Source organism: Paenibacillus glycanilyticus, assembly GCF_051200795.1.
GTDB lineage: Bacteria > Bacillota > Bacilli > Paenibacillales > Paenibacillaceae > Pristimantibacillus > Pristimantibacillus glycanilyticus.
Window position 1 is genome coordinate 2,258,663 of the sequence record NZ_CP195155.1, and the last position, 14,157, is coordinate 2,272,819.

Annotated in this window: 15 protein-coding genes; 13 read left to right on the forward strand and 2 right to left on the reverse strand. The window is 51.4% G+C overall.

The window, feature by feature from the left end; genetic code table 11:
• Positions 1 to 56: 56 nt before the first annotated feature.
• The 9 genes from ACR9FF_RS10195 to ACR9FF_RS10235 all read left to right on the forward strand — a co-directional run bounded on the left by ACR9FF_RS10195 (position 57) and on the right by ACR9FF_RS10235 (position 7,087).
• Complete coding sequence (locus tag ACR9FF_RS10195) at positions 57 to 518, forward strand: DUF948 domain-containing protein (RefSeq protein ID WP_201004931.1); 462 nt, start codon at positions 57 to 59, stop codon at positions 516 to 518.
• 26 nt (positions 519 to 544) lie between these two features.
• Positions 545 to 940: a YtxH domain-containing protein gene (locus ACR9FF_RS10200; RefSeq protein WP_127496929.1), complete on the forward strand. Its 396-nt coding sequence runs from the start codon at positions 545 to 547 to the stop codon at positions 938 to 940.
• 179 nt (positions 941 to 1,119) lie between these two features.
• Positions 1,120 to 1,929 carry a glutamate racemase gene (racE, locus tag ACR9FF_RS10205; protein ID WP_308443815.1) on the forward strand — a complete coding sequence of 270 codons (810 nt, stop codon included), beginning with the start codon at positions 1,120 to 1,122 and terminating at the stop codon, positions 1,927 to 1,929.
• Between the two features lie 106 nt (positions 1,930 to 2,035).
• Positions 2,036 to 2,515, forward strand: a complete 480-nt coding sequence (locus ACR9FF_RS10210) for a MarR family transcriptional regulator (protein WP_435170826.1) — start codon at positions 2,036 to 2,038, stop codon at positions 2,513 to 2,515.
• Positions 2,516 to 2,655: 140 nt separating this feature from the next.
• The gene (locus ACR9FF_RS10215) at positions 2,656 to 3,888 is read left to right on the forward strand and encodes an MFS transporter (protein ID WP_435170828.1); all 1,233 of its coding nucleotides are present in this window, start codon (positions 2,656 to 2,658) and stop codon (positions 3,886 to 3,888) included.
• A gap of 114 nt (positions 3,889 to 4,002) precedes the next feature.
• The gene (locus ACR9FF_RS10220; RefSeq protein WP_435170830.1) at positions 4,003 to 4,899 is read left to right on the forward strand and encodes a M14 family metallopeptidase; all 897 of its coding nucleotides are present in this window, start codon (positions 4,003 to 4,005) and stop codon (positions 4,897 to 4,899) included.
• Between the two features lie 73 nt (positions 4,900 to 4,972).
• On the forward strand, positions 4,973 to 5,209 hold the full coding sequence (locus ACR9FF_RS10225; protein WP_317980320.1) for a hypothetical protein: 237 nt from the start codon (positions 4,973 to 4,975) through the stop codon (positions 5,207 to 5,209).
• Positions 5,210 to 5,271: 62 nt separating this feature from the next.
• Positions 5,272 to 5,574, forward strand: a complete 303-nt coding sequence (locus ACR9FF_RS10230; protein WP_127496923.1) for an iron-sulfur cluster assembly accessory protein — start codon at positions 5,272 to 5,274, stop codon at positions 5,572 to 5,574.
• 88 nt (positions 5,575 to 5,662) lie between these two features.
• Entirely contained in the window at positions 5,663 to 7,087 is a 1,425-nt protein-coding gene (locus tag ACR9FF_RS10235; RefSeq protein ID WP_435170833.1) for a PDZ domain-containing protein, read from the forward strand.
• Between the two features lie 67 nt (positions 7,088 to 7,154).
• Here ACR9FF_RS10235 and ACR9FF_RS10240 read toward each other — a convergent pair whose 3' ends face one another.
• Positions 7,155 to 9,227: an LTA synthase family protein gene (locus ACR9FF_RS10240; RefSeq protein ID WP_435170835.1), complete on the reverse strand. Its 2,073-nt coding sequence runs from the start codon at positions 9,225 to 9,227 to the stop codon at positions 7,155 to 7,157.
• A 21-nt stretch (positions 9,228 to 9,248) separates the two neighbouring features.
• The gene (locus ACR9FF_RS10245; RefSeq protein WP_201004940.1) at positions 9,249 to 10,385 is read right to left on the reverse strand and encodes a THUMP domain-containing class I SAM-dependent RNA methyltransferase; all 1,137 of its coding nucleotides are present in this window, start codon (positions 10,383 to 10,385) and stop codon (positions 9,249 to 9,251) included.
• 125 nt (positions 10,386 to 10,510) lie between these two features.
• On the opposite strand from ACR9FF_RS10245, the gene ACR9FF_RS10250 reads away from it, so the two are divergent.
• The 4 genes from ACR9FF_RS10250 (at position 10,511) to ACR9FF_RS10265 (ending at position 14,148) form a co-directional block, all read left to right on the forward strand.
• Complete coding sequence (locus ACR9FF_RS10250; protein ID WP_435170837.1) at positions 10,511 to 11,137, forward strand: O-methyltransferase; 627 nt, start codon at positions 10,511 to 10,513, stop codon at positions 11,135 to 11,137.
• A 202-nt stretch (positions 11,138 to 11,339) separates the two neighbouring features.
• The gene (locus ACR9FF_RS10255; RefSeq protein ID WP_435170839.1) at positions 11,340 to 11,870 is read left to right on the forward strand and encodes a type IV pilus modification PilV family protein; all 531 of its coding nucleotides are present in this window, start codon (positions 11,340 to 11,342) and stop codon (positions 11,868 to 11,870) included.
• Complete coding sequence (locus ACR9FF_RS10260; RefSeq protein WP_164775569.1) at positions 11,854 to 12,378, forward strand: PulJ/GspJ family protein; 525 nt, start codon at positions 11,854 to 11,856, stop codon at positions 12,376 to 12,378. Before ACR9FF_RS10255 ends, ACR9FF_RS10260 begins: the two co-directional genes overlap by 17 nt.
• 12 nt (positions 12,379 to 12,390) lie before the next feature.
• Positions 12,391 to 14,148 carry a hypothetical protein gene (locus ACR9FF_RS10265; RefSeq protein WP_435170842.1) on the forward strand — a complete coding sequence of 586 codons (1,758 nt, stop codon included), beginning with the start codon at positions 12,391 to 12,393 and terminating at the stop codon, positions 14,146 to 14,148.
• Positions 14,149 to 14,157: the final 9 nt, after the last annotated feature.

Here is a 14,157-nt window from a genome sequence, read left to right on the forward strand (position 1 = left end):
ATAATGGCAATACGAAATGGGCATTCGCCCGCTCAAGCAAAAGGAGGGAAATGGTCATGACGGTTATGGAATGGAGTGCGCTGATTGCTGCCATCACGTTTGTAATTCTTGCTGCGGGCCTGTTGATCGGCGTCCGTACTGCGCTTAACAGGCTGTCGAGGCTGCAGCTTCAGGCGGAGACGATGCAGGAGGAAATCCGGCAGACTTCCGGTAAAATGGGGGCTTTTGCCGATACGGCCCAGCAGACGGTCAACACCGCGCATCTTCAACTGCAGCAGGCGAACCGGCTGTTTGAAGCGGTCGGACAGATCGGGGATACGATTGGACATACGACAACGGCGATTCATCGCGTATCCAGCGTTATTTCGCAATCCGCGGTCAAACATGCGGAGAGTGCGGCGGCAGAGCGGCAGGCGAGTTCCATGCTGGAATGGATGGAGCTTGGTATGGCTTTCTGGCAGCAATGGCAGACTAACCGTAAACGTTATGAACCCTCCAACAACGGGCAGGGCGAATAGCTCTAATTTGAAGGGAGCGATTTTTTATGGCATCAAGTAAACAAACAAAAGGGTTTCTGTTTGGCGCAATCGCAGGAGGTATCATTGGTTCGGTGACGGCATTGCTGTTCGCGCCTAAAGCGGGCAAGGAGCTGCGCCATGACATCTCGGAAGGCGCGAGAAGAGTTCAGGAGCAAACGGTTAGAGCCGCAGGTCAAGTATCCGATACAACGGTTAGAATCGCCAAGCAAATCGGCAATCAGGCGACTGAGCTTGCGGATACGGCAAGAGCAGCAGCAGGCGCCGCTGTATCCACCGTGAAACAACGCCGTGCCGAGCCGGCAGAATCGGTAGAGGAAGTTACCGATGAAGTGACGGATACTTTCGAAGAGGCGGCGGAAGAAGTTTTCGAAGACGCAAAACAGCTTCAAACCATCAACTAATTAAGACCCGCACGTATCGGAATCGGTTGCTGCAATTACCCGCGTCATCCCTGTGATTTCCTTGAACCTGTATTGGAATTGAGATAAGATGATGGAGGTACATTTTTGTGCCTCGTTTCATATAGTATTGAAGCTTCAAGGTCTCCTTTACATCAAAAGTTCAAGAAAGCGGTGTGTTTGTGCAGCAACCGATTGCGATACTCGACTCAGGCGTAGGCGGCCTTACCGTTGCCAGAGAGGTCATGCGCCAGCTGCCGCGTGAAAAAATCGTTTATTTTGGCGATACCGCCAGAGCTCCTTACGGTCCGAGAGACCCGAAGGTCGTGACTCGTTTTACGCGTGAAATCGTAGATTATCTCATTCAATTTCGTCCTAAAATGATTGTAATAGCTTGCAATACCGCAACCGCATTCGCTTTGGAAGAAATACGCGCAATCGTGGATATCCCCGTAGTTGGCGTCATTAAGCCGGGAGCAAGAGCGGCGCTTGGCCGGACGATTACGGGCTGTATCGGAGTAATCGGCACGGAAGGCACGATAAACAGCGGCGCTTACGAGCATGCTTTACTCGAAATTTCTCCTAATGTGCATGTCATTAGCGAGGCGTGCCCTCTTTTTGTCCCACTTGTAGAGAAAGGGAATTTCCGTTCTTTGCAAACCTATGAAACCATCCGCAGCTCGATAGGCCACCTCCGCAAATTCCCGATGGACAGCTTGATTCTGGGCTGTACCCATTATCCGTTTCTCGCTGATGTTATTCAGGAGGTTGTTGGTCCCGACATCAATCTGATTAGTTCCGCCGATGAGACTGCGCGGGAAGTAAGTAATATCCTGCAGGATCAAGGGATGCTGGCTCGGGGAGAAGTCATTCCGGTCCATCAATTTTTCTGCAGCGGAGAACCGCAAATGTTCAAATCGATTGCCCAGCAGTGGCTTGGAGAGCAAATTGAGTTGACTCCTGTCGTATGGCAGGTGCCGCAGATCGGATAACAAATAACGGCTGTCCTGATTCGCTTTCCGGGCGAAAGCGATAGGGGCAGCCTTTAACCATTTCATTTTATACATAATGACTCTAGCAAGGATGGGTGGACAACCTATGAACAAGGAAGATCAGGTCCTAACGGGTTTCAGGGAATTATATAACAAGCTGGCGTGGCTTAATAAAACGAAGATGGAAGTCAGTCTTAAAGGTTATAAGTCTTCCGAAGTGCATTGCATCGAATACATTGGAAAAAATGCGGATTCCAACGTGACGAAACTTGCGGAATCCTTTTATATGACAAGCGGTGCGATCAGCAAAATGACCAAGAAGCTCATTCATAAGGGGCTTATCGAAAGCTACCAGAAGCCGGAAAACAAGAAGGAAATCTATTTCAGGCTTACCGAGCAAGGGAAAGCTATTGATAAGATCCATAATGATCTTCATAAAGAGTTTCAAGAGCGGGATAAAGAAGTATTCGAGCAGGTTACCGACGAACAATTCGAAGGAGTTCTTCGATTCGTGGAAAAGTATAGCCGGCATTTGGATGCAGAGATTAAGAAACAAGGCTTGGATCTCAAGTCGGAAAAAGAATAAAGTGGAACGTCAATCGAATGAAGCCCGGCTCAATTGAGCATGGGCTTTTTTTTATTGCGGTTTTTGTTGACAAGGAAACAAAATCGCGTTACGATGTTTTTGCTTCCGAGGAAGGAATAATATCATATCAAGGAGAGCTTATGACCATACAGAAATCACAGCAACAATCACAATCAGAGCCAATCGTAGACAAGCATGCCTTACTATTCGGTCTTATCTCCGTGTTTCTTTGCGGGTTAGGGTTTAGTATTATAACGCCAGTCGTCCCTTTCTTAGTCCAGCCATATGCCGGCAATCCGGGCGAACAGGCGATCTTTGTTACGCTTCTAACTTCCGTTTATGCCGTCTGCGTGTTTTTTGCGGCCCCCGCGCTAGGCGCTTTGAGCGACAAATACGGACGCCGCCCGCTGCTCTTAATCTGCCTGCTCGGTTCCGCAATCGGTTATTTCGTATTTGGCTTGGGAGGGGCCCTGTGGGTGCTCTTTGCCGGACGCATCATAGAAGGAATAATGGGCGGGAGCATCGGCACGATCTTCGCCTATTTTGCAGACATCATCCCTCCGGAGCAGAGAACCAAATATTTCGGATGGGTGAGCGCCGTTGTTGGCGTCGGAACCGTTATTGGCCCTGCTCTAGGCGGGTTGATTGCCAAGCTTGGTTATTCCGCTCCCTTGTATTTCGGAGCCGCAATTACGTTATTGAACGTGGTGTACGGATACCTGTTTATGCCGGAGAGTCTCCACAAACATCACCGATTAAAGCAGATTACCTTCGTTAGGCTGAATCCATTTATACAGCTTGCAAGCCTGCTTTCCATGAAAACCTTAAAAAGGCTGCTTGTCTCCGCGTTCTTGCTCTGGATTCCGAGCGGATCTTTGCAAGCCGTCTTCTCGCAATTCACAGTGGATGCTTTCAACTGGAAGCCTGCCGTAATCGGACTTATGTTTTCCATAATGGGGATCCAGGACATCCTGGCGCAAGGCTTCATTATGCCCAGGCTTTTGAAAAGGCTCCATGATAAACAGATCGCCATTCTCGGAATGGTCTCGGAGATGATCGGCTACGGTTTTATTGCAGCATCGGCCGTGTTCTCCTTTTACCCTCTGCTTATCGCCGGCATGTTTATATTCGGGTTTGGCGATTCGATCTTTGGCCCTTCCTTCAACGGGATGCTCTCCAAATCGGTCGATTCCAGCGAACAAGGACGGATTCAAGGCGGCAGCCAATCGATTCAGGCTTTGGCAAGAATGATCGGTCCGATCGCTGGAGGCCAAATCTATGTGATGGTTGGCCACGCCGCGCCAGCTTGGATGGGGATGATTCTTATAGCTGCGGCAATACCGGTTCTATATAGGAGTACGCAAGCGACCTGAAGGTATTTATTTTTACAAGTATTATAAGCCCCGGTGTTGGCATGCGCCGCAATTCACATGAATAGCATGATAAAAGATTACAGCCAATGTTCGATAACAAGGGGGAGTAGCGGCATGGAAGAGCTCGTAAACGGGCAATACGGGTACCGGGACACGGTGGAGGATTGCGACAGACTGATGCGTACTTATCCTTTTGTCCGGGGATACGTCATAGGGCATAGCGTGCTTGGAAGACCCATCGTAGCGCTCAAATGCGGGGAAGGCACGCGGCGTATCCATATGAACGGCTCTTTCCATGCGAATGAATGGATTACCACACCGCTGCTCATGCGGTTCGCTGAAGAATGGGCCGCGGCATGCGCGCAGAATGGTTCATTGTTCGGGGAACAGGCTTGTCAGCTGTACCGGGAGACGGAAGTATGGATCGTTCCGATGGTGAATCCCGACGGCGTTCAGCTTGCGCTCGAAGGCATTGATGAGGCGAATCCGTTCCGGCAGCAGCTATTGCTGTGGAATAAAGGCTCCGAGCAGTTCGATCAATGGAAAGCGAATATACGCGGCGTGGACCTGAATGACCAGTTTCCTGCCCACTGGGAAGAGGAAAGGCTTCGCAGAGGAATGGAAGGACCGGGTCCTCGCGATTTTCCGGGGCCGTTTCCGTTAAGCGAGCCGGAAGCCCAGGCACTTGCCCGACTTACGCAGTCGCTGCAATTCGACTCGGTGCTTGCCTTACATACGCAGGGCGAGGAGATCTATTGGAATTACCGGGAATACGAACCGGAGCATGCCGAAGGCCTTGCGGACCGGCTTGGCAAGGCGAGCGGCTACAAGCCCGTGAAGCTTACAGGCAGCGATGCCGGATATAAGGACTGGTTCATCAAACGTTTTCGCAGGCCGGGCTTTACGGTTGAAGCGGGTTACGGCGTGAATCCGCTGCCTCCCGGAGCGTTCAACGGCATTTATTCGAAGATTGGCCCTTTGTTGACGGAGTTTCTGCGGCTGCACCGCTGACGGACATAAAGGTGATTCCGGGGCACGCCTATGCTATAATGATCGGCAAAAGCTGATGAAGGTGGTGTGCCTCATGCGCAAATGGTTGTCGCTTCGGCATTGGAAGAGCACATTTGTCCGGATCTATAAGCTGATTGTCTCCAGAGAAGTGGCCATTACCGATAAATTGTTGTTTCTTGTGCCGGTTATTCTATATTGGGTGCTGCCGGACGCGCTTCCTTTCGTCCCCATTGACGATATCGCGGTGACGATGCTGCTTGCCGAATGGTTTGCCCGGAGAATGGAGAAGAAGTATAATAGGATCAGGTAATGTTAACCATTGAGTTGGTATAGGCTTACGAATTCACAATTCTTTTTTAGGAGTGGAATAGAATGAACGTCAAAATTACGCGCAACGCGGCAAAAGTACTGAAATTGGAATTGGACAAGCCCGAGAACGAAGGCAAGAAGCTTCGCGTATACGTGACGCATTCGCATGGCGACCATGCGCATTACGGCATGGCGATTGACGAGCCTAACGAGAAGGACGTTGTGGTATCGACGGATAAAGAAATCGACGTTATCCTCGAGAAAGACAACGAATTCCTCGACGGCGTGCGTATTGATTACTTCTACGTGCCGGAAGAAGGCTTTGCGGTAACGAACCCGTCCAAAGGCAACAGCGGCGACCACTAAGAGCAGGAATAGATACGATTGGATTGGAAAAGACTCAACATCAGATGTTGAGTCTTTTTATTACCGCAACAGGGGAAGGGACGTTCAGATGGTTCGTCATGCTCGTTATTATGTGGCCGGGATCATTGCGGTCATGCTGTTTATCCTTGCCGCAGAGCTGATCTGGCTCCCCGCGCCGCTGCGGACCTCCTCCGGCATGCTCTGGATCGATATGATCGACGATCTGCTGTACGGCCTTGCCGTTATCCCCTTGTTATGGGGGATCGGAGCACTGATTGGGATCCGGCGGTTATGGACGGAGCAGGGCCGATTAGGCGCTGGAAAAAGAAGATGGCTCTTGCTTATTGTCCGCATGCTGCTTCTAGCGGTAAGCGCGGCGGGAGTTGTATTCCTGCTCGTAAAGCCGGATGATCTCTTGATCGGCCTTGGCGTGCTCGCGATTGGCCTGATTCTGCTATTTGTCGATCTAATCTGGAGTGATGCCGTATACCGAAGGCTTGCGGGCAAGGGAGAGGGACTTAGATGGCCTTGGCGAAGCGTTGTAGGTCTTGTCGCGACGGCTGCGCTATTTGCCTGTCTGGCTTTTCCTACGTCTTATAACGTTACCTATCCGGGTCTGACGATGGGCATGAACCGGTACGCGCATGTAGACGGAGGCAAGCCGGTAGGCAGCATCAGCGGCGTGCTTGTCTTTGAACGGATTGCCGTGCCTGCGGATTGGCTGTATGCCAAGCTGCTGCCGATGTACAGCTTCGAGAAGAGGAGCAAAAATGAACCGCCGTTAACGGAGTCCTACACCGAGGTTGTGCAGATGAAGCAAGGTGCCGATGACGTGGCGGGGGCTATCGCAATGGGCAAGGCGGGGATAGGCAAAGGGATTGAACTTACCGGAGCCCGGGTGCTTGCCATCGCGGACAACGCGCCGGCCAAGTCCTTGATTAAGGCGGGCGATGTCATTATCGCGTTAAACGGCAAATCCATTAGCAATATGACCGAGCTGACGGATTATATGGTGAACCAGGTCAAACCGGGTGATACCGTTGAAGTAACGCTCCGGCGGGGTAAAGAGACGATTAAGGCACAAGTGCCGACGGGTGAAGCGGAGGCGTCCGGAGATTTGCCGAAGCGTGCCGTATTCGGCATTGGGGCGGAGAACGACTGGCATGCGGATATCCCGCGCCAGATTGCGTACCATCATTACATTGCGCATATCGGCGGACCTTCGCATGGCGCCATGCTGACGCTTGCGCTGATCGATCAGCTGACGCCGGGCGGGGTAACGCATGGCGTGCGGGTAGCCGGCACCGGCACCATCGAGCCGGACGGCTCGATCGGTCTTGTTGGCGGCATCCCGCAGAAGGCCTACGCCGTCAGCCGCACCGATGCCGAAGTGTTCTTCGTGCCCGCCGCTTCGCTTGAGGAAGCGAGGAAGGCAGCCCCGGGGCTCAACATCGTGCCGGTGAAAACCATCGACGAGGTGCTGGATTGGCTGAAGGCGCACGCGAAGGAATAAGGGATAAAAAAGGCTGTCCCCTCATGGTCGATTGACCGAGGGGACAGCCTTTTTGCTGTGCGCGGCGCTACTTGCCCGTGCCGCTTATATTGGCGGCGGTTGCCTCGCCGCCGTCCGCACTTGCCTCTACGGCAGCTGCGCGGAAGGATGCAATCAAATCATGCTGCACGATTTGATCGGACATGGACAGCTCGGTGCGCGCGTCTTCCACCGCACCGAGGCATTTCTGCACATCGCCAAGCTTATTCGCCGCGATGTTCCAGCACTTTCCATTCTCGGCGACGGCATCGCCGGAAGGCATGTAGTAGACGGTGCCGTCGGTGAAGGCACCGTTCCTTTGCACGACCAGCTTGCTTTGCGGCTGGCTTGTCAGGAGCGGCTGGCCAAGCAGCGTCATGTCAGCCGTCGAGATGCCAAGCAAATGCAGGATGGTTGGCGTGACATCAAGCTGTCCGCCTACGTTCGAATGCGTGCCGGCGTATTTGCCATCAGGCAGATGGACGATAAACGGCACCTGCTTCAGAATCATTTCCCGCTGCAGGTCGTTCAGCGGCTGTCCAAGGAAGGTCTCGAACAAGCTCCAATCCCGGATCGAGTTGTCATGGTCGCCATAGAAAGCGACGATCGTGTTGTTCCATAGTCCTTCAGCCTTTAGCCGGTCGATGAAGGTGCCAATGGAGGCGTCGACATAATGAACGGCCTGCAAATAGTCGCCCATAATCGTGCCGTCCAGCTCGCCGACATTCAGCTTTTTCTCCGATTCCGGCATCGTAAACGGATAATGGCTAGATAACGTAATCAGAAACGAATAGAACGGCTGCTGCTCCTTCGCCATCAGATCCACGGACTGCCGGAAGAACGAATTGTCGCCTAGCGACCAGCCTACCGGCTCGTCCATTTCGTAATTCTTTTTGCTGTAAAACGTATCGTAGCCCATATTGGCGTACATCGTATTCCGGTTCCAGAAGCCGCCCTCGTAAGCATGGAATGCGGCCGTTGCATAACCGTTATCCTTGAGAGTGCTTGTCATGCAGTTGTACTGATGATTCGGGTACTGGATAAAGACAGAGCCGCTCATCATCGGCTGCAGCGAACAGTTGCTCAGGAAATCGGCGTCCGAAGTCCGGCCTTGGGCCGTCTGGTGGTAGAATTGGCTGAAATACGCGCTTTCCTTCACCAGCTTATTCAGATTCGGCGTAATTTCCTGGCCTCCGACCGATTTGCCGATCATAAAGTTCTGGAAGGCTTCCATCTGTACCACGATGACATTGCTGCCTTTGTATTCGCCAAACGTAGGATCTGATTCAAGCGATTGGCGCTTATCGCCGCGGGCTTCCGTCCAAGCCATCGCCTCGGCCGTTTCTTCGGCGGAAGCTTGCTCGGAGTCGATCCAATGCAGCTTCGCGTAACGGTAGACATCATAGCCGTGGAAACCAACGATACCGGTGACATTATACAGCGAGACGTTCCACCAGTTGCCGTCGAACAGGCCAAGCGCCCATGTTTTTTTCGCTTCGTTAACATTGCCGATCGACATCGACATCCCGATTGCGAAAATCGCGGCGCTAACGGTGATCCGAATGACGGCTTTACGCCAAAGGGGCGTTTTCCGCATGGAGGAATAGCCGTATCCATAACCATGGGAATCTCTGCGGAGATCCGAGCGGCCTTTCCAGATCACATAAACGCCAAAAGGAATGATCAGCAGCCAGTCTACTCCAAGCAAAAAGTCTTTCGCATGCATTAACGTCCGGATGCTCTCGCCAAGCGAATCTACTTGGTTCGCCTGAAGAAGCACGGGTACGGAGATAAAGTCCTGGAAGTAACGGTAGTAGATTAAGTCTGCGTACATGATAAACGATAACAGCAAATTAAGTACAATCAGGGCCATAATCCGGCCGCGGGTCGGCAGCCAGAATGTCCAGAAGGTGACAAGAGCCAGCGTGCCGATCGCAACAACGGTATCATAGCCGTCCATATCCATATTCGGAACATGGATTAGCTTGTTGAACCACAGCTGCTTTAACAGCATGACGATAAAAAAGAGAATAACGTCGACGCCTTTGAGGCGGTTCAGCCATTCCAGCGTGAATCGCATCAAGCGGCGTACGGCGTTAGGTTGCTCGGTATAACTTAACATAAACGCAAAAGTTCCTTTCTCTTATTTCCGGGGAGGCAGCGGGCCGAAGAACTGGTAGTAGTTGCATTGGATGCGGCCGTTAAAGAGCTTGCGCTTCTTATCCGCCGGCTTCCCGAAATAATGCTCGACGCTTGCGGACGGGCTGATGGCAAAGAAGGACCAGGTCGGCAAATAAAGCGCGGAGCGTCCGAATTGCATCAAAGCCATTTCCGCATCCTTGTCATCGCCCAACCGCTCGCCGTAAGGCGGATTCGTAATAATGACGCCATAATCGCCTTCAGGCTTGATTTTGGCCACCGGCATAACCTTTAACTTAATTTCTTTGCCAAAACCTGCCTTTTTAACCGCGGCTTCCGCAATTTCTATCGCATAAGGATCAATGTCGGAGCCTGCGATTTGCAGAGGGATATCATCCTTCACGGCGTCAAAAGCTTCCTCTCGCGCTTCATCCCACAGCTCGTGAGGGACAAGCGGCCAGCCTTCCGCGTTAAACGAACGGCGAAGGCCGGGAGCGATATTCCAGGCAATCATGGCAGCCTCCACGAGAATCGTGCCGGAGCCGCAGAACGGATCATACAGCGGACGCTCCGGACTCCAGCGGCTGAGGTCAACAAGAGCAGCGGCCATCGTTTCGCGGATTGGCGCTTCGGTCGATACTTTGCGGTAGCCGCGCTGATGCAGGCCCGCTCCCGTTGTATCAAGCGTCAGCATCGCCATATCGTTCATAAGCGTTACTTCAATGACATAACGTCCGCCGTCCTCGTGGAACCATTCGGTGCCGTAGCGGTCCTTCATTTTCTCGACTACCGCTTTCTTGACGATGCTTTGGCAGGCGGGAACGCTTGTCAGCTGCGACTTCTGCGAACGGCCGTTAACGGGGAACTCTCCGTCCTCCGGAATCCATTCCGGCCAATCCAGTGCTTTTGTTCCTTCGAAAAGCTCTTCGAAGGTTGTCGCTTTGAACTCGCCCATATTGACGAGAATCCGTCCCGCGGAGCGAAGCCATAGATTCGTGCGGCAAATATCGATCGGCTGCCCGGTGAAACGGACGCGTCCGTTCTCCACCTGAAGGTCTGTGTAGCCGAGCGTTTTCAGCTCGCGCGCAACGACCGCTTCCAGTCCCATCGGTGCGGTAGCGATCAGATTAATCGTTGTCATGATTACAATTCTCCCCTTACCTGTGAAAACATGAGTTGTATCCACACGGTCAAAATCATACAATCAAGTATAGGACAAAGAGGGTAGCTTTTACAAATTGTAAAAATAGAGAGGCTGAGAGTAAATTGACAGACGAACAATATGTTGACGGGCTATATGGCGAAGATCAGGATCTGGTCCGTACGAAAAAAGGGATCGCCGAACGCGGCATGCCCGATATATCGATAGCTGACGGATACGGCAGGCTTCTGACGATGCTAGCCAAGATGAACGGAGCGAAGAAGGCGCTTGAGATCGGTGCGCTTGGCGGCTATAGCGGGATCTGCATTGCCCGGGGGCTCGCCGAGGGAGGATTGCTTACTTCATTAGAGCTGAAGGCGGAATATGCGGAAGTAGCCAAGGTGCATATGACGGAAGCAGGTCTAGGCGACGCCGTCGAATATATAATCGGGGATGCCCGCGAGAGTCTCGTGAAGCTGCAGGAAGAGGGGCGAACATTCGATTTCTTCTTTATTGATGCGGACAAAGAAGGTTACCCGGTTTATCTGGAGCATGCGATTGCGCTCTCCAATCCGGGTGCGGTTATTATCGGCGACAACATCCTGCTGCGGGGCCGTACAACGGATCCGGCCAAGGAAGGTCCGTCCGTCAAAGCCGTCCGCAGCTTCAACCAGCAGATTGCAAGCGACGAACGCCTGATGAGCACCGTTCTCCCGGGGTATGACGGACTTGCGATTGCGATCGTAAAATAAAGCAAGCAATAGAGAAGAGCAATGATGCTGCGCGGCATCGTTGCTCTTTTTTTGCGTTGTTCTTTTATGGTTCTTTAGACTTAGTTTATTTGCGGCAAATCTATGAAATTAGAATCACTATTCATGGTAAAAAAAGCAAGATTATAGTAAAATAGAATTAGTTTTTCGCAAAAAAAGAAGGCGGATCGTAGGTGCTAATGATATGAAATGGATTCAGCATGGCAATAAGGAATCCGGATTAACCTTGGTGGAAGTGCTGGCTGCACTTGTTATTTTATCCGTTGTAAGCCTGGTGCTGACTTCCTTCTTCACGAATGCACTTACTTACGCGAAAGGCAACCAGAGCAAGACGGTTATGGTCAATCTGGCCCGCAACGCGTTATTTTATATGGAGAAGCAGCGCTTTGAACCGATCCAGACCTACTTCTCGAATACCTCAAACACGGCTATTAACTGTCCTCTAACCGGATGCAATACCGCTGTGAGCAAGCTGGCCGAAGATTCGGCTGTCTTGCAGCAGATTTTAAATCCCAATATAAACGGCGTGCAGTATACCATTTCCGTAATCTATCAGAGAGATATGCATGACGCAATGCTCCACGATGCGGACAAGAAAAACATGGCGGAAGAGCTGTTGCCCGTTCTGGTGCGGGTAGAGAAGGCCAACGGATCAGCCAGCGCCCGTAACGCGGCGGAAGTGGAGGGATATATCGCCAGTGAGAGAGTTCGTTAAGAAGTGGCGGAACGAGGAGCAGGGGCTGACGCTGGTGGAGCTGATAGCGGCTATGACGCTGCTGTCGATCGCCGCGGGCATTATTTTTTCCGTCGTTACCTTCGGCATGAATACGTATAACCGGATCGAAACGGAGAATGCTTTGCGGGATGATGCGGATCTGCTGATGTCCTCCATTATCACGGAGCTGTATGCTTACGGTCCGGATCTGATTTCGACGAATGGGAACGGCATTACGCTGGTACGCGATGCAGGAACCAGGGAAGAACAGAAGATTTTTATCCGGGACAAACAGCTTCATATCGGCAGCAGAACGGTGGATACCCGCTCGGATGTGGATATGCCGAGTCAGACGGAACCAACCTCTGAGGCCTCATCCATTGAGCTTAAATGCAAGACGAATGTAACGGAATGCGGCAGCGGTCTCATCGAGATCCGGCTGGTGCTTGAGCAGAATCATAACGGGCGTAATCAGCAGCTGACTCTGGAAAGCAAATTCGGGTTTTAGGGGGAAGGGTGCATGGGGAGCGAGAAAGAGCGCGGATACGCTCTGGTCTTGGTTCTGTTTATGATCTTGCTGCTGACCATTCTGGGTACAGCGGTTGTCAGTTCGACGTTAGGCGGGGCAACGCGGGCGGAGACGCGTGAAAATGATGTGCAAAGCCTTCATCTGGCGGAAAAAACGTTAAATGAAGCAGCCTCTTATCTTGTCACGAAGTATAACGGCAGGGAAGATATTGCGCCGGAAGAGCTCTCGCAATTGATGCAAGCCGGCATTGATGAGCTGCAACGGCTTAAGACCAGCACCGACCTGCCGGGGGCCAGCGGAAAAATTACGGATGTAACAACGGAGCAGGTAAGCGTTGGCGATCAGACCAGCTATAAGCTCAACCTGACGGCGGAAGCAGTGGTTCATGGCGTGACAAGACGGCTTACCCAGCAGATTACGATAGGCGCTTATCCGGATTTCCTGAATTACGCCTTTGGGTCGGAGAACGATGTCATTATTAACGGTGCTGCCTATGGGATGGGCAATATTTATGCCGGTCACGATTTTCTTATCGATAACACCGCGAAATACATTTACAACAATGACCCGAATAAAACAAAGGATACGAAATATCCGTTTTTTGAAGGCAATATCTTTATTCAAAATATGGACTCCATTAAAGTGCGGGACAAAATCACGGGCAACTACCAGCCGTATTCGCGAACGGATCTGACCCTGCAGCAGATTCTTGGGGTGGACAACAGCAAAATTCAGCTCCGGGATCAAAAGAAGTTTATCTCGATTAACGTAGCGGAATCCTTCATTGATAAGGCTCAGGAAGCAACCAATGTGGACCGCAACAGCATAAAGGCGGCCGTTGATTATGGATTGGCGCATAGCGGAGAAACGGGCAGGTTTAATAACCTGGCGGCTGTTTTGAAGAATGGCAGCGGCGTTACGGTGACCTCCGGTCCTCCCGAAAAGCCAACTTTGCCTACGGATTTGGACGATACGGCAGCTATGTATGCTTATAATGAAGCTTTGAAGGAATACGATGCTTATTTCATGCAATTTAACTCCTTATCGAGCACCGTTCTGTTTAATGGAGACTTGAAGCTGGACGGCTTGGATTATAAGAGCTTGATCTTCACGGATTCGGCCAAGCAGGACAATCATAAATGGCTGATCGTAAACGGGGATTTGACGGTATCGAACTATTCCAGCGATCCGTTGGTGGTGAAAGCCAATATTTTGGTTACGGGCAATGTGTTTATAAGCGACAGCGTTCAAGTCGATTCAACCGTGTTTACGCTCGGGAGTACGACTATTGAAGATGCGAAAATACAAGGCATTCAAAAAGAGAACGTACGTCAGCAACTGATTCTCATTTCGAAAGGACCGGTCTTGGTTAACAAGGTTGACTCTTTTGGGGATTATGGAAATTATACTTCAGACAATAAGAATATTCTCGATGCGTTCTTTTATACGGATGAAGATGCAGAGCTGTATGGAGTTGGTTCAATCTTCTGGCTGCGCGGAGGCTTCTTCTCCAAGGGAGATTTAACGATTAATGCCGTGCTTGGCAAAGCCTCCGAAGGAGCTTCGGATATTATGTTCGATGCAAGGCAGCAAAGCACCATCCCATTTAATGAATCGCGATTTATCATCAACTACGATTATGATTTCTTCGAGAACCAATACGAAGGCTTGCCCCGCGTCAAGAAGCTAAGCGTTATTGTGGGGAAAAAGCAGCTGGTATCCTCTGCTGTGTTACATCAAAGTAACTAGATGAACTTT